This window comes from Amycolatopsis sp. TRM77291, assembly GCF_054166285.1.
Genome location: NZ_JBSZHF010000001.1, coordinates 3,258,306 through 3,278,674, shown reverse-complemented (window position 1 = coordinate 3,278,674; position 20,369 = coordinate 3,258,306). Strand labels below are relative to the sequence as shown.

Below are 20,369 nucleotides of genomic sequence, written 5' to 3'. Positions count from 1 at the left end.
GGCCATGACCGTCACACCGCTCGCGCTCACCCGACCGGCGTCGGTGACCGACGCGTTCCTCCAAAGGCTCGTCGCTCGCGTGCCGGGCTCCTCCGGCGCGACCTGGGAACTCACCGAGGTCTACACCGGTGACGTGCTCGTCGAGCTGCCCCAGTCGACCCCCGCCGACATCGAGCAGGCGTTCACCACCGCGCGCGCCGCGCAGGAGAAATGGGCCGCAACACCGCTCAAGCAGCGGCTGGAGGTGTTCAAACGGGCGCACACGCTCTTCGTCGACAACGCGCCGGCCGTCACCGACCTCATCCAGGTCGAGAGCGGCAAGAACCGGCGGATGGCGATCGAGGAGACCTGCGATCCGGCGATGGTGATGAGCCATTACCTCACGCGGGCCGCCAGGCTGCTGGCGCCGACCAAACGGGGCGGGCCGGTCCCGTTCCTGACGACGTCGACCGAGGTCAGGCAGCCCAAGGGCGTCGTCGGGATCATCGCGCCGTGGAACTTCCCGTTCGCCACCGGCATTTCCGACGCCATTCCGGCGCTGATGGCCGGCAACGCGGTGGTGCTGAAACCCGACAACAAGACCGCGCTCTCCCCGCTCTACGGCGTCGAGCTGCTGGAGAAGGCGGGACTGCCGAAGGGGTTGTTCCAGGTCGTGTGCGGTGAGGGCCCGGACGTCGGCCCGACGCTCATCGACGAGGCGAACTACGTGATGTTCACCGGTTCCACCGCCACCGGCCGGGTGATCGGCGAACGGGCGGGCCGCAACCTCATCGGCTGCTGTCTCGAACTCGGCGGCAAGAACCCGATGATCGTGCTCGAAGACGCCGACCTCGCCGAGACCGTGCAGGGCGCGATCTTCGGCGCTTTCGGCAACACCGGGCAGATCTGCATGCACATCGAACGGATCTACCTGCCGGAGTCCCGTTACGACGAGTTCAAGAACGCGTACGTGGCCAAGACCAAGGCACTCGACGTCCGCGCCGCCTATGACTTCGGCCCGGACATGGGCTCGCTCGTCTCCGTCGACCACATGAGCCGGGTCAAGTCCCATGTGGACGACGCCGTGGCCAAGGGCGCGACCGTCCTTTGTGGAGGAAAGCCGCGGCCCGATCTCGGCCCGGCGTTCTTCGAACCGACGATCCTCGAAGGCGTCACGAAGGACATGCTCTGCGGCGTCACCGAAACCTTCGGGCCCGTTGTCGCGCTGCACAAGTACCGCACGGTCGACGAGGCTGTCGCGCTCGCGAACGACACCGAGTACGGCCTCAACGCCTCCGTCTGGGGCACCGACGCCGGCGCCGCGCGCGCCGTGGCCGCGCGGATCGAGTCCGGCAACGTCAACATCAACGACATCCTGGCCACCGCGTACGCCTCGAAGGGGACGCCGTCCGGCGGGGTCAAGAATTCGGGGGTCGGTGCCCGCCACGGGGACCAGGGCCTGCTCAAGTACACCGACGTGAAGAACGTGGCGGTGCTCAAGAAGCAGGTCATGGGTCCCCGCGGCGGCCAGACCTACGAGAAGTACGTCGAGGGGATGTTGACGGGGCTGAAACTCATGCGGCGGTTGCGCATCCGCTAGGCCGTGTCCACGGAGTCGGTGTGCTGAGGCGCGGCCAGCACGCGGGAGCCGGCCGTGTCGCGAAAGCCACTTTCGCGACATCAGATGTCCCCAAAGTGGCTTTCGCGACACGGCCGTTGGAGGTCCGGGGCCCGCCCTGCGAGGCGTGAGCGGCGGATCGGGAGCCGGTCAGTTCCCAATGTCGCATTGGAGACGCTCAGTGTCCCTGATGCGACATTGGGGACATCGGGCCGTATCGGTGCGACCGGCTAGACCTCGTCGGTGTGCTGAGGCGCGGCCAGCACGCAGACGATGCTCAGCACGCACATGCCGATCAGCAGCCCGATCGCCGGCCAGATACTGCCGGTCGCCTGGTACAGCAGCGTCGACACCAGCGGCGAGAGCCCGCCGAAGAGCGCGCCCGCCAGCTGGTACGACAGCGAGATGCTGGTGTAGCGCGCCCGCGGCCGGAACATCTGCGACAGGACGGCGGCGATCGGGCTGTAGGTCGCCGTCATCGCCAGGCGCATCGCCACGAACGCCGCGATGATCAGCGCCGCGTTCTTGGTCGAGAGCACCAGGAACTGCGGAGCCGCGAGCACGGCGACCCCGGCCAGGCCGATCACGACCACCCGCACGCGGCCGAAGCGATCGCCGAGCCAGGCCGCGCCGAAGCTGACGACCAGTTCGACGAACGCGGCGATGGTGAGCGCGTTGAGCACGAGCGATTCGGAGACGCCGACGGCCGGATCGGTCGCGTACGCCGTCGCGAAGGTGGTGACCAGGTAATAGCCGCCGACCGCGACGGGCAGCACGCAGATGCCCAGCAGGATCGGCTTCCAGTTCGTCCGGATGGCGTACAGGATCGGCACGCCGGTTTCTTCGACGGTCTCCTCGAAGACCGGTGACTCTTCGACCTTCAGCCGCACGATGAGGCCGACGCCGATGAGCAGCACCGACGCGAAGAACGGGATCCGCCAGCCCCACGTGGTGAGCCATTCGGTGCCGCCGGTGCTCAGGAGACTGAACAGACCGGTGGCCAGCAGCGCGCCCGCCGGGTTCCCCGCCTGCGCGAAGGCGCCGTAGAAGGTCTTCCTGTCCGGTGGCGCGTGTTCGACGGCCATGAGCACGGCGCCGCCCCATTCGCCGCCGACGGCGAGCCCTTGGACGAACCTGAGCACCACCAGCAGGATGGGCGCCCACGTGCCGATCTGCGCGTAGCCGGGCAGGCAGCCGACGAGGAAGGTCGCCGCGCCCATCATGGTCAGGGTCACCACGAGCGCGGTCTTGCGGCCGACCCGGTCGCCGACGTGCCCGAACACGATGCCGCCGAGCGGCCTGGCGAAGAAGCCGACGGCGTACGTCGCGAAGGCCGCCGCGACGCCGGTCAGCCGGTCACCGGTTTCGGGGAAGAACACGGTGCCGAAGACCAGGCTCGCCGCCGTGGCGTAGATGTAGAAGTCGTACCACTCGATCGTGGTGCCGACGAAGGCCGCGAGCCCGGCCCGGCGGGCTCGGCGGAGCGAGTGGGTGTCGGTCTGGACGCTCATCGGGCCACCTCGCCGTCGATCCAGGTTTCGAGCACGCGGATACCGGCGATCCGGTCCGGCTCGCAGGTGAGGGGATTCTCGCCGAGCAGCACGAAATCGGCGCGTTTGCCGGGGGTGATCGAGCCGAGGTCGCGTTCACGGCCGAGCACCCTGGCGCCGGCGATCGTGTGGGCGGCGACGGCCGACCGGACGTCGATCAGCAGTTCGTCGCCGCCGAGCCGGTGACCGCGGCGGGTCGTCCTGGTCACCGCGGTCTGGATGGCTTCGAGCGGGTTCGGCTCCGCGACCGGGGCGTCCGAGCTCAGCGTGACCGGGACGCCCGCCGCCTGGAACTCGCCGAGGGGGTTGAACCGCTCGCCGGGTGTGCCGACCGCGTCGGTGACGCCTTCGCCCCAGTTGTAGTAGTGCTGCGGCTGGTTGACCGGGTGGACGCCGAGCTCGGCCATCCGCTGGATCTGTTCCGGGGACGGCAACCCGCAATGCTCGATGCGGTGACGGGCGTCGGGCCGCGGATTCCGTCGCTGCGCGTCCTCGATGGCGTCGAGCACCATGGCGATCGCGTCGGGGGACTGGGCGTGGGTCGCGGTCTGGAGCCCGGCCTCGTGGGCCTTGCCGATCAGCGCCGAGTAGTCCTTCGGGTCGTGGTAGAGCTGCCCGGTACGGCAAGGATCGCCGACGTAGCCGTCCGGGAAGTACGCGGTCCAGCCGCCGAGCGTGCCGTCGGCGTAGAACTTGATCCCCGCGAACGCGAGGCGCGTGGTGCCGAAAGCGCCGTGCAGCCCCATTTCCAGCGCCTGGTCGAGCAGATGCGACAGCAGGTACATGTGGACACGCGTCTTGAGCTGCCCGGCTTCGTCCAGCCGCAGGTACATGTCGAACTCGCGGCGCGTGACCTGGGCGTCGCCGATCGCGGTCACGCCCGCGGCGAGGAACTTCTCCTGTGCGGCGGCCAGCTGCCGTGCGTGCTCCTCCGGCTCGTCCTCGAGGTGGAAGTTCGGCCCGTGCCGCCCGACCTTCACCCCGGTGACGCCGGTGAGGATGTTGCACGCCGCGTCCGACAGCTCCCCGGTGAGCCCGCCGTGCTCGTCCCGGAAGAACACCCCGCCGTCGGGATCCGGGGTGTCGCGGGTGACGCCGTTGCGCCGCAACGTGAAGCTGTTGACCACGCCACCGTGGCCGCTCGCGTTCATGAGGTAGACCTCGCGGTCTTCGGCGACCGCGTCGAGCTCCTCCTTGCGGGGGTGGCGTTTCTCGGCGAGGTTGCGGTGCTCGTAGCCGTAACCGCGGACGGGCCTGCCCGCCGGGGTGTTCTCGGCTGCCTCACGCAGCAGCGCGACGATCTCGGGAATGGTCGACGCGCGTTCGGGACCGCAGTCGACCCAGGTCATCATCTGCCCGTACATCAAGGGATGCGCGTGCGGATCGACGAAGCCCGGCAGGAGCGTGCCCGGCAGTCGTCGCACCTCCGGCTCGGGGTGGCCGAGACTCGCCGCCCGGGCGCGGCACTCGTCCACGGAGCCGACCGCGGCGATCTCCTCGCCGAACACGAGCACCGCTTCGGCGCCTTCCGTGGCGTCGTCGACGGTCACCAGCTCGTCGGGATGCAGGATCGTCGCTCTCGCGTCGAGGACTGAACGATCGAGGGGCAGCAGACGCATCGCGCGGACTCCAGGGGTTCGTCGGTGAAGTGGGGCGAAGGTAAGCGACGAAAACCGGGAGCGCAATCAGATCGGTCGTGTACGGACGGTGTTCACGATCGATATGTATATGGTTATGGACAGAACACGCAATCTCGGCTGCCCATCGGGGCTGCTGGCTGGTGATATGGTGCTGCGCGCCATCGGAAATTCAGCAGAGGAGAACCGCCGTGGACGACGCGTTGGTCGCGGCTTTGCGCGCGGACGGCCGGATGAGCGTGGCCGACCTGGCTCACCGAGTCGGGGCGTCACGGTCGGCCGTCTCAGCGCGGCTGGAACAGCTGAAGGCCGACGGTTCGCTCAACGTGGTCGCGGCGGTCCATCCCGAGTTCCTCGGCCTGACCGCGTACGCGCATCTCGCGATCCGAACCTCGGGCCGCTCGCAGGCGACGACGGACGCCATCGCGGCGCTGCCGGCCGCGGCGTTCGTCTCCGCGGTGAGCGGGGAGTACCAGACCGTCGCCGAGCTTCGCCTGCCCGATTCCCCGGAGCTGTATCGCACGGTGGCGGACATCCGCGGCCTGCCGGAGGTGGAGCAGGTCAACACGCTCGTCTACGTGGACGTGGTCAAGGGTCTGTTCATGCCCGGCCGTCCGCTGCCGCCCTGGCTGCGGCTGGACGACCGCGACCTCGCGATCATGCTGCGATTGCAGGCCGACGGCAGGGAAAGTTACGCGAGCATCGCCGGGCACGTCGGGCTCTCGCCGTCGGCCACCCGCACCCGCGTGCGCTTCCTCCTGGAGCACGACGTCATCCGGATCGCGCCGGTGCTCAGCCGCGCACGCCCGGACGCCGGGCTGGTCTGCGGGATCGGCCTCAACGTGCGGGGCGCCGGTGACTCGGTGACCGCGGCGCTCGCCGCGCGCGACGACACCGAGTTCCTGGCCAGGACCATCGGCCGGTTCGACGTCGTCGCCACCATCGCGGCGCAGTCCGCCCGCGACCTCGATCGGGCGCTCGAAGAGATCAGCGGCAGGCCCGACGTCGTGACGGCGGACACGTGGGTGCACCTCCGCATCGCCAAGGAACGGTACGAGTGGCCGCTGCCGACCGCGGACGAACTCGCGCGGCGTTAGTCGTCGCCCAGCAAGGATTTCCGGATTTCGGTCTTGAGCACCTTGCCGATCTTCGACCGGGGGAGATCCGGCCAGAGCAGGATCTCCTTGGGGGTCTTGATGCTGCCCAGCCGCTCCTTGACGGCGGCGCGGAGTTCGTGCGCCGCCACGGTTTTCCCGGTGTGGAGCTGGACGACGGCGGTGATCTGCTCGCCCCATTTCTCGTGCGGCAGCCCGATGACGGCACAGTCCTGCACCGCTTCGCAGGCCATGAGCGCCTGCTCGACCTCGGCCGAATAGACGTTGAAGCCGCCGGTGATGATCATGTCCTTGGCGCGGTCGACGATGTAGAGGAAGTGGTCGTCGTCGAGATACCCGATGTCCCCGGTGTGATGCCAGCCGTGCGCGCTCGCTTCCGCCGTGGCCTCCGGATTCTTGTAGTAGCCGAGCATCACGAGAGAACCGCGGACGACGATCTCGCCGCGTTCGCCGGGCGGCAGCAGTTCACCGGTCCCGGACATGATCGCGACCTGGGTGAGCGGGGTGGGCCTGCCCGCCGAGGTGAACCGTTCGAGGGCGAGCGAGCCGTCGGGATGGACGTGGTCGGCGGGGGAGAGCGTGGAGATCATCATGGGCGCTTCGCTTTGGCCGAACAGCTGCCCGAAGACGGGGCCGATCCGGGTGATCGCCTCGGCGAGTTTCGTGGCCGACATCGGCGCCGCGCCGTACCAAAGGCATTGCAGCGACGAAAGATCGGCGCCGTCCAGTGCCGGATTGTCGAGCAGGAGATAGATCAGCGTCGGCGGCAGGAAGGTGTGCGTGATCCGGCGGCTTTCGACCAATGCGAGGAATTCGCCGAGGTCCGGCGACGGCATCACGACGATCTCGCCGCCGAGCGTCAGGACCGGGAAACAGAGCACGCCGGCCGCGTGTGTCAGCGGGGCGAGCGCCAGGTAACGCGGCCGCCCGGTGAACGGATAGCTCATCAGAGTGAGCGCCGACATCGTCTCGACGTTGGTGCCACTGAGCATCACCGCCTTGGGCCGTCCGGTGGTTCCGCCGGTGCCGACGAGCAGGACCAGGTCGTCCGGCGGGCTCTCCTCCCAGGGCTCGGCGTCGTCGAGCCAGTCGGAAAACGGGACCGCGCCCGGCATCGAACCGTCGAGACAGACCACTGTGGACAGTTTCGGCAGATCGGGGAGCATCCGGGAGACGAGCGGTGCGAAGGGCTCCTGCACCAGAAGGCAGGTGCAGTCGAACAGGTCGAGCAGTTCCCTGTTCTCGGCGGCCTCGTTGCGCGGGTTGACCGGGCACCACACGGCGCCGGCCCGGCTGATGCCGAAGACGCAGCCGAACGACAGGGGATCGTTCCCGGACAGGATCGCCACCTTGTCGCCGGGCTTGACACCGGAGCGGGCCAGCGCCCGCCCCACCCGCCACGACAGTTCCCGCACGTCGGCGTAGCTGAGGGACGTGTCGCCCATGGTGAGGCAGGGCGCCGCCGGATCGAGTGAAGCGCCCTTGTCGAGGTAGTCGGTCAGTCGCACGCGCTCGTCCTCCCGGGTCAGTCGTGGACGGTCAAGACCGGCTTCGCAACCAGCCCGAAGCTTCGTAGCACGCCGAGCAGCTCGCGGTGGCCGAAAGCCTGGCACCCGGACGCGAAACCGACCCGCTTCGGCGGCTGCTGCAGCAGCGAATAGGCGCCGTAAGCCTGCATCAGCCCGGTCTGCTTGTAGTTGCACGTGCCGTGGATGACGCAGTGCGCCCGGCCCAGCGGTCCCGAGGCGTGCACCGAATCGAGCGACGTGTTGAGCCGCTGGTTCTCCCGCGGCGGCATCTCGTCGCGCACCGCTGCGGCCTGCTCGGCCAGCACGCGCATCTTTTCGTCCAGTGGCAGGTCTTTCACCTGTTCCAGCACGGCCGCGACGATCTGCGGCACCCCCTGCATGAGCGCGCGGTCGAAGACACCACCGACGGCCTTGACGTTGGCCACGCGGGCGTCGTTCTTGAACCAGACCGGATGCGACGTGCCGCCCCAGGGCAGGGCCAGCCCGGTTTCGTGGTGGCCGGGCACGGTGACGTCCTGCAGGCCGCCGTCCGCGGGCCAGGGCAGGTACTCGTTCTGTTCGAGGTAGTACGCGGCCGAGAGCGCGGCGTTGACGAGGATGGTCTTCGTGGAAGCGACCGTCGGATAACCCTTCCAGAACACCAGGATGTCCAAAGTGTCCAGTCCCGGGGTCTCCAGGCAGAGGTTCGCCGCGATCTCGCCGGTGGTGTACATCTGCGCGATACCGGGGGAGAGCAGGAGGCCCTGCTCCGCCATCCGCGCGCCGTAGCGCTCCTCGGCGGAGATCAGCCAGTCCTGTTCGCCGGTGGTGTCGAGGTAATGCGTTCCGGTGCGGAGACAGGCTTCGACGACCTCGTGGCCGTACTCGCTGAACGGGCCGACGGTGTTGCAGACGACCTTGGCGTCGCGGAACAGTTCGGTGAGCGCTTCGACGTCGTGCGAGACCTCGACGACCTCGTGGTCGATGGTGTCGAGGCCGGGGACGTGGTCGATCGCCTCCTGGATACGGGCCTTGTCCCGGCCTGCGGCGATGAACGGGACGTTGTACTCGCGCAGGTACTCGCAGATCAGCCGTCCGGTGTAGCCGGAGGCGCCGTAGACCACGACGGGTTTGGGGCTGCTCATGGTGATTCCTTTCGGGTCGGTGCTGGTCACATGCCCATTCCGCCGTCGACCGGGAGCCCGGCGCCGGTGATGAAGCGGGCCGCGTCGGAAGCGAGGAACACGACGGCGTCGGCCATGTCCGCGACCTCGCCGAGCCGTCCGGCCGGGGTCTGCCCGATGACGGCGCCGATGGCCTCTTCGACACTGGGGAACAGGCCGACCTCGACGACGTCCTGCGCGAGCTGGTTGCCCATCTGGGTTGGTACGAGGCCGGGATAGACGCAGTTGACGCGGACGCCGTAGCCGAGCTTCCCGGCCTCCATCGCGGCGACCCTGGTCAGCCGGTCGACCGCCGATTTCGTCGCCGAATAGCCCGCGATCCCGGGGAAGGCGATGGTCGCGGCGACCGAGGCGATGTTCACGACGGCGCCGCCGGTGCCCGCCGGTCCGCCGGGCCGCATCGCGCGGAAGGCGTGCTTCACGCCGAGCGCGGTGCCGAGCACGTTGACGTCGAGCATCTTGCGCACGTCGGCGGGGTCGAGATCGGCGACGAGGCCGGTGATCTCGACGCCGGCGTTGTTCACCACGATGTCCAGCCCGCCGAGTTCGCCGATGACCGCGGCGACCGCCTGCTCCCAGCTCTGGTCGTCGGTGACGTCGAGCCGGACGAAGCCCGCGTTGGCGCCCTTCTGCTTGATCTGATCGGCGGTGGCGCGCCCGAGATCCTCCTGGACGTCGCCGATGACCACCGAGGCGCCCGCCAGGACCAGCGCTTCGGCCATTCCGGCTCCCAGGCCCTGCGCTCCACCCGTGACCAGGGCTTTCCGGCCCGAAAGGTCGTACGAACCCATGGACTTCTCCTCCTTGAGACGGTCCGCGGTTGCGGCGTGGGTCACATCCTGAGCCAGTTTTGGACAGTCGTCAAGATTTCCTTGGACAGTCGTCAAGAATTCGGCGACGCTAGACTGTGGGACCCGCGGCAGGCGCGGGGTCCCGGACCGGACAGGAACTCGTGGTGACCGAGACGAGCGAGCGGATCGCACGCCGGAGTGTCGACAAGTTCGCCCAGCGGCGGGCGGAACTGGCGGAGTCCGCGCTGCAGGCGTTGTCCGAGCTGGGGTACGCGAGGACGAGCCTGCGGGAGATCGCGCAGAAGTCGAACTTCTCGCACGGCGTGCTGCACTACTACTTCACCGACAAGGTGGAGCTGCTGACCTACGCGGTCCGGAAGTTCGAAGAAGTGTGCGTGACCCGCTACGACGAGGCCGTGGCCATGGCGAAGTCGGCCGAAGAACTCGAATGGGGCTTCGGTGCTGCAATGGCGGAGACGCTGCTGGCGGACGCCGAGATGCACCGGCTGTGGTACGACCTGCGGAACCAGAGCCTTTTCGAGGCCGCGTTCCGCGCCGACGTGCTGGAGATCGACACCCAGCGGCAGGCGATGATCTGGCGCGTCGTGGAGCGCTATGCCGAACTCGCCGACGCGGCGCCTGTCGTGACAAGGCAGGTTGCTTACGCCGCCTTCGACGGCCTGTTCCAGCAGGCGCTGCTCCACCATCTCGCCGGCGAGGGGAACGGACTCGCCGAGGACGCCGGGTCGTTACTCAGGCGGCTGGTCTCCTAATCCGCTCGACGGGCCCCCTGGGCGCGGGCCCATCGAACGGATTCGCCTAATCGGTGGCGTCGATCGCCGCGCCGTCGTAAAGCAGTGCTCCGGTGCCGTCGTAGACCCGGACCTTGAGCTGGGTCATTTCCGTTCGCGAGTCCGTCATCAGGCGCTCGAACTCCGCGCGCCCTTCGTCGGAGCCGGGTTCGTGGCCTTCCAGCCTTCCTTTCGCGTCGCGAAGGCTGACCATGTCCACGGCTATTTCCGCCGCGAAGGTGCCGTCGACGATGTCGGCTTCGGCCACCGTGCCGTCGTTGCCGACCAGTTCCAATCGGGTCGCTTCACGGGTGAGCGCGCCCAGCAGCCAGGCGGGGCGGCCGTTGTAGGCGGGCATCCAGTGCCATACCGAATACGGACGGCGGTTTTGGTTTTGGTCTTGGGGCTGCAGGTTCAGCCACGTGCCGCGGCCGTTCTCGAGAACGCAGATGCCGGCGGATCCGTCGTCGTTGTAGGCGATGAGCGCCCCTTGTTCGGCGGTGGCCCCGATCCTGGCGCCGGGATGCCATCCCCGAGGGGGAGGTAGGGCATCTGTCGAGCCGCGTGCCGTCTTCTCCGCGATGGTGGTGGCTAGTGCTGATTCGAGTTGTGCTGCCGGTGAAGTCACTGCGTGCTGTTCTCCTTTTGTCGGGTCAAGTCCGGGTCCACTGTCGCTTCGGTTCTTGCCCGGCGCATCGGGGATATTCCCTGAGTTCCGGTGATCGACATCGCTTCAGAGTAAGCGCTTACTCGGCTGCATGGCTAGTGGTTTGTGATCGGCGGCCAGGGTCTTATGACCCCGTTTCACTCTTCGGTGTTAAATGTGCCTGCTCATTGTTGCTTAAAATTACGAACATCTGTTCGATGGTTTTCGGTATTATGGAGGGGTGTCCGAGACTTTCCTTCCTGAGTTGCCGCAGGAGTTGTGGCGTGCCGGCAGGCTGGAGCTTGCGCATGGTGTGCAGCAGTCGTTGCGGGTGATTCGGATGGCCACCGCGGGTTTGGGGCGGTTTCTGGCGGAGGTCGAGTCTCGGGGCGCGAAGGATTTGTTCGGGCATGGCAGTACGGCGAGCTGGTTCGCGGAGTTGGCGGGGTTGTCGCGGGCCGAGGCGGGTGCGGTGGTGAAGCGGGCGGTCGCTTTGAACCCGACGCGGAACCTGGATGGCACCGAAGCCCCGGCCGTGGCACCCGAGACGGCCGCGGTGGCGGCGGAGGGGTTGGTCGGGGATGAACGGATCGATCAGATTCTGGAGATCTTGAAGAGGTTGCCTGCCGATACCTCGGTTGAGGATCGGGCGGTCGAGGAGAAGATCCTCGCCGAGTTGGCCCCGAATGCCGGTCCGCAGCAGCTCGTCAAGGCTGAGGCGAACCTGCTGGGGTGGCTGGATCCTGACGGCAGCGAACCCCAAGACCCCGAGCCCAAGGAACCACGCCGGGAGATCACTCTGGAGCGGCGTCGGGACGGGTTCTGGAAGTTGACCGGGCTGCTTGATGACGAGACGGGTGCCCGGACGGCGGCCGCGCTGGAGGGGTATGCCCAGCCGCGGCCGGTGGACGAGTTCGGACAGGCGGATCTGCGGATGAAGTGCGAGCGCCTGGGCGACGCGTGGGCCGAACTCCTCGACCTCGCGATCGCGTGCCCGGACCAGCCCGGAACCAGCGGCTACCGCACCCTCGTCCATGTCACCATCGGACTCGACGAGCTGAAATCCGGCCTCGGGACCGCCTGCCTCGATTTCATCGGGACGATGACCGCGCGGGAAGCCCGGCTGGCCGCCTGCGACTGCCTCATGCTGCCCGTGGTGATGAGCGCCGCCGGAGAACCCTTGGATGTGGGACGGCTCAGAAGGTTCGTCACCCCAGGGCAAAGACGCGCGTTGAACATCCGCGACGGCGGCTGCGCGTTCCCCGGCTGTCATCGGAAACCGAAGAACTGCCACGCCCACCACATCATCCACTGGGCAGACGACGGACCCACCGACCTCCGCAATCTCGTGCTGCTGTGCGGGTTTCATCACCGGTTGATTCACCACGGCGACTGGGAAGTCCGCATGGCCGCCGACGGATTACCGGAGTTCATTCCGCCTCAGTATCGAGATCCGCTCCGACAACCTCGCCGCAACACCCTGCACCACCGCTGAACCCGAGGAGCCCGCCAGCCACCCAGGTGACGGGCCCTTCGGCATGCGTTCAGCCGTCAGCGGCCCGGTCCCGTGGGGCGGGTTCACGTGACTGGATGGACGGCACACGTGCGGAGATGGACGACACGCGGCGTGCGGAAACTGCGCAATCCTCGACCGGCCAACGTCAATTCCGAGCATGGGAAACCTCGTGAACCGCCCGTAGTTTCGGCGCTGTGCCCGATATCGAACCCTTCAGCATCCATGTTCCCGATCGCGAGCTGGCCGATCTCCACGCTCGCCTGGCCCGGGTACGCCTTCCCGAAGCGGAGACGGTTCCCGACGCCATCCAGGGGATCGAACTTGCCAGGTTGACGGCGTTGCTCCAGGAATGGCGGGGACACGACTGGCGGGCGAGGGAGATCCGGTGGAACACCATTCCCCACTACCGCACGCGGATCGACGGGCTGGACATCGGGTTCTGGCACGTCCGCTCGCCCGAGCGCACGGCGCTCCCGCTGATCCTGACCCACGGTTGGCCGGGTTCGATCCTTGAATTCGAGAAGGTGATCAGGCCGCTCAGCGATCCGGTGGCCCACGGCGGTTCCGCGAGCGACGCCTTCGACGTGGTCGTGCCTTCGTTGCCGGGGTTCGGTTTCAGCGAACGACCCAGCGATCGCGGCTGGCATCCGGGCCGGACCGCCAAGGCGTGGGCAGGCCTGATGACCGCGCTCGGCTATCGGCGGTTCGGGGCCCACGGCGGGGATTGGGGTGCCGTCGTCAGCACGGAACTGGCGTGCCAGGTTCCCGAGCGGGTCGTGGGCCTGCACCTGACGATGCCTTCGGCGTCGCCGTTGCCGGAGGACCGGGTGGCGCCGGGGGAGACCGAACGTCGCATGCTGGACCGGCGTGATCGGCACCTGTCCGACGGATACGGCTTCGGGATGCTCATGGGCACGCGACCGCAGACGCTCGGCTACTCCCTGCTCGATTCGCCGTCGGGGCTCGCCGCCTGGCTCGGTGAGAAGTTCGCCGCCTATGCCGACGCCCGGCCGGAGTACGGCGGCGGGGTGAGTTTGGCGGAGCAGGTCGACAACATCGCGTTGTACTGGCTGACCGGCACCGGCGCTTCGAGTGCTCGCTGGTACTGGGAGGCGATGCGGTGGGTGCCGCGCGGCGCGGAGCAGGAGAACGCGCGGCCGGTGACCGTGCCCACCGCCGTCTCGATCTTCCCCGCCGACCCGTGGCCGACCGCGCGACGCTGGGCGGAGCGCCGCTACCGGAACATGCACCGGTGGACCGAACTCGACCGCGGCGGGCACTTCCCGGGACTGGAGCAGCCGGAGCTGCTGGTGACCGAAATCAGGGAAGCATTTCGGGATCTGCCGGTAAACGGTTAAAAACCCCCGACGTTCGGGGGGATACACCGGGAGCGGGTGCTCTTAACGTCGGAGGCCGACCGAAACCCGGTGAGGAGCACCTCCATGAAACTCGTGCGCATGATGGGGTTGGCCGTCCTGACGGCCTCCGCGTTGGTGTTTTCGATGACGGCGGCGTCCGCGCACGATCCCGAGACGGCGGAGGGACAGGCCGCGGCCCGGACCTTCCTCGCCGACCATGTTCCGGCGGAACGGCACGCCGTCACCGGCACGGCGGCGGGTGTGCCGTGCGTCAACGGCATGGCCGACAAGTACCCGTGCAAGAACGTCGACCTGCTCAGCGTGCTTCCGTTGTCCGGCCTCGGCGGCGGGAACGGCAACGACATCTGGGGCTGGACCGACCCGTCGTCCGGCAAGGAATACGCGATCGTCGGACGGACCAACGGCACCGCGTTCGTCGACCTGAGCGTCCCGACCTCGCCCAGGTTCCTCGGCAACCTGCCCTCCAACGGCGGCAGCAGCTCGTGGCGGGACATGAAGGTGTACAAGAACCACGCGTTCATCGTGGCCGACTTCATCACCGGGCACGGGATGCAGGTGTTCGACCTGACCAGGCTGCGCACCGTCACCACACCACAGACCTTCACCGCCGACGCGCTGTACCGGGAATTCGGTCCCGCGCACAACATCGCCGTCAACGAGGAGACCGGATTCGCCTACGCGATCGGCTCCAACACGTGCAGCGGCGGACCGCATATCGTCAACATCCAGAACCCGAAGGCGCCGGCCAAGGCGGGCTGCGTGTCGCAGGACGGCTACACCCACGACACGCAGTGCGTCGTCTACCGCGGGCCGGACACGGCGTACAGCGGCCGGGAGATCTGCTTCAACGCCAACGAGGACACGCTCACCATCGTCGACGTCACCGACAAGGCCAGGCCGGTCCAGATCTCGCGTAAAGGCTACTCGGGCGCGCAGTACTCGCACCAGGGCTGGCTGACCGGCGACCAGCGCTACTTCCTGCTCGACGACGAACTGGACGAGTCGCGCGGCACCGACAAGCGCACCAAGACCTACGTCTGGGACCTGGCGAAGCTGTCCGCCCCCGTGCACACCGGCGTCTACAGTTCGCCCGCCACCGCGATCGACCACAACCAGTACATCAGGGGCCAGTACTCCTACCAGGCGAACTATCAGGCCGGTCTGCGCATCCTGGACGTCAGCGGCGTCGCTTCGGCGCGGTTGTCCGAGGTCGGCTACTTCGACATCTACCCGGCGGGCAACGCGGCGAACTTCAACGGCGCGTGGAGCAACTACCCGTACTTCTCCAGCGGCATCGTCATCGTCAACGGCATCGAACAGGGCCTGGTCGTGGTGAAGCCGAACCTCGGCGGCAAGTGACCGGAGGGCAGGCGTGCGCAAGCCGCGGTTCACGGATTGGTTGTTCCTCGCGCTGGCACTGGTGATCGGCGTGGCCGCGGTGTTCGTCGCTCTCCGGCCGGAACGCGGTTCCGCGCACTCCGCTCACCAGCAGCCCGTCGTGACGGCGGATCTGCTTCCCGCCGCGCACAGCGACGGGCTGTCCGAGGCGGAAAGCGGGTACCGGTTCGAGCGGGTGACCACGCCGGCCGTCCGGGGGCCGGAGGTGCCGGTCGCGTTCCGGATCCTCGGGCCCGACGGGCGTCCGGTCACCCGCTTTTTGGACAACCAGACCAAACAGCTGCACTTCTTCGCCGTACGCGACGACATGAACGTCTTCCAGCACGTGCACCCGACACTGGACGGCGACACCTGGCACACGAGCCTCGCACTGACCGACGGCGGCGCCTACCGGATGTTCGCCGAGTTCGTGCCGCTCGACACCAAGGATCCGAAGCATCCGGTGGTGCTCGGTGTCCCGTTCACCGTGCCGGGTGACACCACCTTCGTGCCGGTGCCCGCTCCGGCGGCCGACACCGTGACGGCCACGGGTTACCGCGTGGCGCTAGTGGCAGGGGAGGCACTGATCCCGGCGATGCGGGCGCAGGTCCTCCGCTTCGCCGTCCGCGGCCCCGACGGCGCGCTCGTCACCGCGGTCGACCCGCACCTGGGTGCCAACGGCCATATGACCGGATTCCACACCATGCTGTTGTCGGCCACGCATCTGCATCCGGTGCAGCCGCCCGGCGCGGCGCTCGCCGACGGCGAGCTGACCTTCCACTCGCTGTTTTCGGAACGCGGGGAGTATCGGCTGTTCCTCGAGTTCTCCCACGGCGGGCGGGTGCACACGGCCGCCATCACGGTCGCGGTGGGCTGACGTCGATCGACGACACCCGATGCCGGTCCGGCTTACGACTCCTCGGACAGCGCGGCCGCGGTCAGGGTCAGATGCCGGGTCAGCGCCTCGGCCGCCGCGTCGGCGTCGCGGGCCAGCGCCGTTTCCTCCAGCAGGCGATGTTCGGCGAGGTGATCGCGGCCGGGGGAGCGGTGCGCCGCCCAGCGGCGAGCCAGTTCACTCGCGGTCCACATCCGGTCGAAGGTCTCCAGCAGGATCGGGTTTCCGCAGCCGTCGAGCAGGGTCCGGTGGAAGACGCGATGGGCTTCCGACCAGGCGCCGCTGATGTATTCGCCTTCTTCGGGCACGAACGGCGAGGTGCGGCTCAGCCGGTGGTGCGCGGCGCGAACCCGGGCCTCCCAGTCGAGGTCGCCGCGCTCGATGGAAAGGCGCAGCACGAGCGGTTCGATGGTCCGGCGGGCCTCCGTTATCTCCTGCCAGCGGCGGTCGGAGAAGGCCGGGACGGCGAAACCGCGGTTGGGGAGCCGGTCGGCGAGGCCGTCGCCGACCACGCGAACGAGAGCCTCGCGGACGACCGCCAGGCTCACTCCGTGTTCCTTGGCGAGGTCCTGCGGTTTGAGCGGGGCGCCGGGGGCGTGGTCGCCGCGCATGATCGCGTCCCGCAGGCGCGTGTACACCTGCTCGGAGAGCATCTGCTTGTCCGGTGAAGCCATCCACGGAGCATAGACGAACCACAAGATAATCGATTATCTATGTTATGGTCGATTCATGACCAACGATCCCTTCGTCCGGCTGCCCGAGGTGGCCTCCTTCGCCGTCACCAGTACTTCCGTTGCCGACGGCGCCGCCTGGGCGCCTGAACAATGGGCCGGAAAGGACGTCTCGCCCCAGCTGAGCTGGAGCGGCGCGCCGCTCGGCACCAAGAGTTACGCCGTCACCGTCTACGACCCCGACGCCCCGACCGGTTCCGGTTTCTGGCACTGGGCGGTCGCGGACATCCCCGCCGCCGTCACGGAGTTGCCCGAAGGCGCCGGCGACGACACCGGCTCCGGGCTTCCCGAAGGTGCCTTCCAGGTGCCGAACGACGCCCGTCTGGCCCGTTTCCTCGGGGCCGCGCCGCCTGCCGGGCACGGCGTACACCGCTACTTCGTCGTGGTTCACGCCCTCGACGTCGAGTCGCTAGGCGTCCCGGCCGACTGCACGCCCGCGTTCCTCGGCTTCACCGTCGCCCAGCATGTACTCGGTCGCGCGGTCCTGGTCGCCACGGCGGAAACCCCCGGTCCCGAACGGATCGAGGTCTCCCGGCTCATCCCGGCTCCCGCCGAGGACGTCTTCGCGGTCTTGAGCGACCCGAAGGGCCATGTCGACATCGACGCGTCGGGAATGCTCCTCGACGCGGAAGGGGATCCGGTCGAGCGGGCGGGCGACCGGTTCGTGGTGCATATGGACCGGGAAGCACTCGGGGACGTGCCCTTGGGCAAGTACGACGTCGAGGTCGTCATCACCACCCTCGTCCCGGACGAGGAGATCGCCTGGACCGTCGAGGGCCGGGTCCGCCCGCATGCCCGGCACATCTACGGCTACCGGCTGGAGCCCGCGGCGGGCGGCACGCTCGTGACGTCCTATTACGACTGGTCGGAGGTCGGCGAGGAATGGAAGGAGCGCATCACCTTCCCCGTGGTCCCCGAGTCCGCGCTCAAGGCCACGCTCGGGATTCTCGAGCGGACCGTGCGGCGTCGAGCCGTTTCGCCCACGCGCGGGCGCTGAACACGGCAGAATGCCTCCGTGCGGAACATCCTCGTAGCGGTCACCCTCGTCCTGCTCGGTGTCACCGGATGTCAGGGCGGGGTTTCCGGTCAAGCCGAGCCCGAAGGCGACAGTTTCGCGATCAAGGACGGGTCGCGGCTGCGGTTCCGCCCGGTCCTGACGGAGTTCCCGCCTGGCCCGGCGACCGGCGCGGCGACCGATCGGCAGAGCACCGATCCCGCCGAACAGCAGGCCGCCGCGGCGGCACTGGACTGCTCGGCGGGACCCGACCCGATGGACGGCCGTGACGATCCGGCGCTTCCGCTGGTCAGCTGTGACCGGGTGCAGGGCACCAAGTACCTGCTGGGGCCGGCCTTCCTCACCGGGGCCGACCTCAGCCGCGCGAACGCCCGGCTCGATTCGCAGTCGGGTGGTCCGCTCGTCGGGCTCAGCTTCACCGACGCGGGCGCGCGGACGTGGGCCGATTGGACCGCGGGCAACGTCGGCAAGCAGGTCGCGATGGTGCTGAAGAGCCGGGTGCTGACCGCGCCGATGATCCAGTCCGCCATCACCGGCGGGGAAACCCAGATCACCGGAAAGTTCACCATGGACGACGCCCGTCAGCTGGCGCGGGACATCGCCGGCGCCTGACCCGCCCACCCCGGAATACGATCACCGGATCCGACGTTTGAGCGTTCAACTACTTGAGGAGTTGGACATGGGTTACGAGATCCTGGGCACCCCGCAGCGGCCGACCTTCGGCCTGGACACGTTCGGCGACGTCGAGAACGGCGCGGACGGCCAGCCGGTGAGCCAGGCCGAGGCCATCCGCCAGGTCGTGGCCGAGGGCGTCCTCGCCGACCAGGTGGGCGTGGACTACTTCGGTGTCGGCGAGCACCACCGCGCCGAGATGGCGGTGTCCTCGCCGGACGTCGTACTGGCCGCGATCGCGGGGCAGACCGAGCGGATCCGGCTGGGCACGGCGGTCACGGTGCTCAGCTCGGACGACCCGGTGCGCGTGTACGAGCGGTTCGCCACGCTGGACGCCGTTTCCCGGGGACGCGCCGAGGTCACGCTCGGCCGGGGGTCGTTCACCGAGTCGTTCCCGCTTTTCGGCTACTCGCTGGAGGACTACGAAGCGCTCTTCGCCGAGAAGCTCGACCTGTTCACGCATCTGCAAGGAGAGAAGCCGGTCGACTGGTCCGGAACCGTCCGCCCGGCACTGGAGGGCGCGCAGGCGTTCCCGGTCACCGAATCGGGCAGTCTGCCCGCCTGGGTCGGCGTCGGCGGCACCCCGCAGTCGGTCGTCCGCGCGGCCGCGTACGGCCTGCCGCTGGTGATGGCCGTGATCGGCGGGTCTCCGGAGCGGTTCGCCCCGCTGGCGGACCTGTACCGGCGCGCGGTCAAGGAGGCGGGACACCAGGAGCTGCCGATCTCGATGCACAGCCCCGGCCACGTCGCAGAGACCGACGAACTCGCCGTCGCCCAGCACTTCTCCCATCACCAGGCCGCTTTCGCCAAGATCGGTGCCGAACGAGGCTGGGGCCCGATGTCCAGGGCCGACTACGACGCCATGGCCGGACCGCGGGGCGCGCTGTTCGTCGGCTCCCCGGAAACCGTCGCGCGGAAGATCGCGTGGGCCGTGCGGGCACTCGGCCTGTCGCGATTCCAGCTCAAATACAGCGTCGGCGCGCTTCCGCACGAGCAGCGCCTGAACTCGATCCGGCTTTACGGCGAGCAGGTCGTCCCGCGCGTGAAGGAGCTGCTCGGCTAGCCTCGAAGGCGTGGTGTTCGATTCCGAGCGATTCGACCTTCAGCCGTACACCGGTTTCGACATGTCCCGCTATGTCCGGCGGACGTATTGCAGCTGGGAGGACTCCGGCTGGAAGTCGTTGCTCGTCCAGCGATTCGACCACGTTCCCGTCGCCGAGGACATGCGGCTGCCCGGCGTCGCGGATCTGCATCTGGTCCTGCCGCTTTCGGGGCGGGCGGTGATGGAGACCCGCGGCGCGGGCAGGTGGGACCGCCACCCCTGGGGGAGGCTCGAACTCGCGGTTCCCGGCATGCCGCTGCAGCGCCGTTACCGTGGTGACGAAGCGATGCGAAGCCTGCAGGTGCACATCCCGGGCACCACGGTGGAGTCGGTGGCCGCGCGGCGGGGTGGCCGCGCGGTGGACCACGAGGCGATGGCCGCGTCCGTCGCCGGGGGAGACCCGCTGCTCGACGAGCTGGTCCGTGCGGTCGGGAACGCGAAGGAGGAGGACGACCTCTACGCCGAATCCGCGGCCGCCTTCCTCGCCGTGCACCTGCTCACCCGCCACGCGCGGAAGCCGGAGCCACCGAGTGCCGGCCGGGAGGACCACCGGGTCCGTGCCGCGGTGGCGATGATGCGCGACCGCCTGGCCGAACCGCTCACCGTCGCCGAAATCGCCGGGGAAGTGCATTTGAGCGTCTACCACTTCATCCGGGTCTTCAAGGAGAAGACCGGCCAGACCCCGCACCGTTTTCTCGGCGGGCTGCGGATCGAGGAAGCGCGAAGGCTGCTGCGCGACACCGATCTCCCGGTCGCCCGGATCGCGGGCAGATGCGGGTTCGCCACTCCGGGCGCCTTGTCGGCCGCTTTCCTGAAACACACCGGATCGCGTCCGTCGGAGTACCGCAATTCCTGATCGCCGC

The 20,369-nt window shown here is 68.5% G+C and carries 18 protein-coding genes; 11 read left to right on the top strand and 7 right to left on the bottom strand.

Annotation, left to right across the window (positions count from 1 at the left end):
* The first annotated feature begins 4 nt into the window (after nucleotides 1–4).
* Entirely contained in the window at nucleotides 5–1,579 is a 1,575-nt protein-coding gene (locus ACXIZN_RS15405; RefSeq protein WP_457955185.1) for a succinic semialdehyde dehydrogenase, read from the top strand.
* Nucleotides 1,580–1,827: 248 nt separating this feature from the next.
* Here ACXIZN_RS15405 and ACXIZN_RS15400 read toward each other — a convergent pair whose 3' ends face one another.
* Together ACXIZN_RS15400 and ACXIZN_RS15395 are read right to left on the bottom strand one after the other, a co-directional pair.
* Entirely contained in the window at nucleotides 1,828–3,108 is a 1,281-nt protein-coding gene (locus ACXIZN_RS15400) for an MFS transporter (protein ID WP_457955183.1), read from the bottom strand.
* Complete coding sequence (locus ACXIZN_RS15395) at nucleotides 3,105–4,766, bottom strand: amidohydrolase (RefSeq protein ID WP_457955182.1); 1,662 nt, start codon at nucleotides 4,764–4,766, stop codon at nucleotides 3,105–3,107. The genes ACXIZN_RS15400 and ACXIZN_RS15395 overlap by 4 nt, the downstream gene beginning before the upstream one ends.
* Nucleotides 4,767–4,975: 209 nt before the next feature.
* Here ACXIZN_RS15395 and ACXIZN_RS15390 point away from each other — a divergent pair, with 209 nt between their 5' ends.
* Nucleotides 4,976–5,881, top strand: a complete 906-nt coding sequence (locus tag ACXIZN_RS15390; protein ID WP_457955181.1) for an Lrp/AsnC family transcriptional regulator — start codon at nucleotides 4,976–4,978, stop codon at nucleotides 5,879–5,881.
* Here ACXIZN_RS15390 and ACXIZN_RS15385 read toward each other — a convergent pair.
* The 3 genes from ACXIZN_RS15385 to ACXIZN_RS15375 are packed head-to-tail and all read right to left on the bottom strand — an operon-like array spanning nucleotide 5,878 to nucleotide 9,382.
* Nucleotides 5,878–7,407, bottom strand: a complete 1,530-nt coding sequence (locus ACXIZN_RS15385) for an AMP-binding protein (RefSeq protein WP_457955180.1) — start codon at nucleotides 7,405–7,407, stop codon at nucleotides 5,878–5,880. The two genes, ACXIZN_RS15390 and ACXIZN_RS15385, sit on opposite strands and share 4 nt — an antisense overlap.
* Nucleotides 7,408–7,424: 17 nt before the next feature.
* Entirely contained in the window at nucleotides 7,425–8,552 is a 1,128-nt protein-coding gene (locus ACXIZN_RS15380; RefSeq protein WP_457955179.1) for a DUF5938 domain-containing protein, read from the bottom strand.
* A gap of 26 nt (nucleotides 8,553–8,578) precedes the next feature.
* A complete protein-coding gene (locus ACXIZN_RS15375) occupies nucleotides 8,579–9,382 on the bottom strand; it encodes an SDR family NAD(P)-dependent oxidoreductase (RefSeq protein ID WP_457955178.1) in 804 nt (267 codons plus the stop codon).
* A 164-nt stretch (nucleotides 9,383–9,546) separates the two neighbouring features.
* On the opposite strand from ACXIZN_RS15375, the gene ACXIZN_RS15370 reads away from it, so the two are divergent.
* On the top strand, nucleotides 9,547–10,155 hold the full coding sequence (locus tag ACXIZN_RS15370; protein WP_457955177.1) for a TetR/AcrR family transcriptional regulator: 609 nt from the start codon (nucleotides 9,547–9,549) through the stop codon (nucleotides 10,153–10,155).
* A 46-nt stretch (nucleotides 10,156–10,201) separates the two neighbouring features.
* On the opposite strand, the gene ACXIZN_RS15365 is transcribed toward ACXIZN_RS15370, so the two are convergent.
* Nucleotides 10,202–10,801 carry a hypothetical protein gene (locus ACXIZN_RS15365; protein ID WP_457955176.1) on the bottom strand — a complete coding sequence of 200 codons (600 nt, stop codon included), beginning with the start codon at nucleotides 10,799–10,801 and terminating at the stop codon, nucleotides 10,202–10,204.
* 259 nt (nucleotides 10,802–11,060) lie between these two features.
* Here ACXIZN_RS15365 and ACXIZN_RS15360 point away from each other — a divergent pair, with 259 nt between their 5' ends.
* From ACXIZN_RS15360 to ACXIZN_RS15345, 4 genes are all read left to right on the top strand, one after another.
* Nucleotides 11,061–12,314, top strand: a complete 1,254-nt coding sequence (locus ACXIZN_RS15360; RefSeq protein ID WP_457955175.1) for a DUF222 domain-containing protein — start codon at nucleotides 11,061–11,063, stop codon at nucleotides 12,312–12,314.
* 215 nt (nucleotides 12,315–12,529) lie between these two features.
* Nucleotides 12,530–13,693, top strand: a complete 1,164-nt coding sequence (locus ACXIZN_RS15355; protein ID WP_457955174.1) for an epoxide hydrolase family protein — start codon at nucleotides 12,530–12,532, stop codon at nucleotides 13,691–13,693.
* An 84-nt stretch (nucleotides 13,694–13,777) separates the two neighbouring features.
* Complete coding sequence (locus tag ACXIZN_RS15350; RefSeq protein ID WP_457955173.1) at nucleotides 13,778–15,073, top strand: choice-of-anchor B family protein; 1,296 nt, start codon at nucleotides 13,778–13,780, stop codon at nucleotides 15,071–15,073.
* A gap of 13 nt (nucleotides 15,074–15,086) precedes the next feature.
* On the top strand, nucleotides 15,087–15,968 hold the full coding sequence (locus ACXIZN_RS15345; RefSeq protein ID WP_457955172.1) for a hypothetical protein: 882 nt from the start codon (nucleotides 15,087–15,089) through the stop codon (nucleotides 15,966–15,968).
* 32 nt (nucleotides 15,969–16,000) lie between these two features.
* Here the strand turns inward: ACXIZN_RS15345 and ACXIZN_RS15340 are convergent, their stop codons facing one another.
* Nucleotides 16,001–16,639, bottom strand: a complete 639-nt coding sequence (locus ACXIZN_RS15340; protein WP_457960522.1) for a GntR family transcriptional regulator — start codon at nucleotides 16,637–16,639, stop codon at nucleotides 16,001–16,003.
* A 76-nt stretch (nucleotides 16,640–16,715) separates the two neighbouring features.
* Between ACXIZN_RS15340 and ACXIZN_RS15335 the strand changes: the two genes are divergently transcribed.
* The 4 genes from ACXIZN_RS15335 (at nucleotide 16,716) to ACXIZN_RS15320 (ending at nucleotide 20,362) form a co-directional block, all read left to right on the top strand.
* Entirely contained in the window at nucleotides 16,716–17,714 is a 999-nt protein-coding gene (locus ACXIZN_RS15335) for a YbhB/YbcL family Raf kinase inhibitor-like protein (protein WP_457955171.1), read from the top strand.
* 18 nt (nucleotides 17,715–17,732) lie between these two features.
* A complete protein-coding gene (locus ACXIZN_RS15330) occupies nucleotides 17,733–18,344 on the top strand; it encodes a SecDF P1 head subdomain-containing protein (protein ID WP_457955170.1) in 612 nt (203 codons plus the stop codon).
* 67 nt (nucleotides 18,345–18,411) lie between these two features.
* Nucleotides 18,412–19,467: an LLM class flavin-dependent oxidoreductase gene (locus ACXIZN_RS15325; RefSeq protein ID WP_457955169.1), complete on the top strand. Its 1,056-nt coding sequence runs from the start codon at nucleotides 18,412–18,414 to the stop codon at nucleotides 19,465–19,467.
* Nucleotides 19,468–19,477: 10 nt separating this feature from the next.
* Nucleotides 19,478–20,362, top strand: coding sequence for a helix-turn-helix domain-containing protein (locus ACXIZN_RS15320; protein ID WP_457955168.1), 885 nt, complete (start codon nucleotides 19,478–19,480; stop codon nucleotides 20,360–20,362).
* Nucleotides 20,363–20,369: the final 7 nt, after the last annotated feature.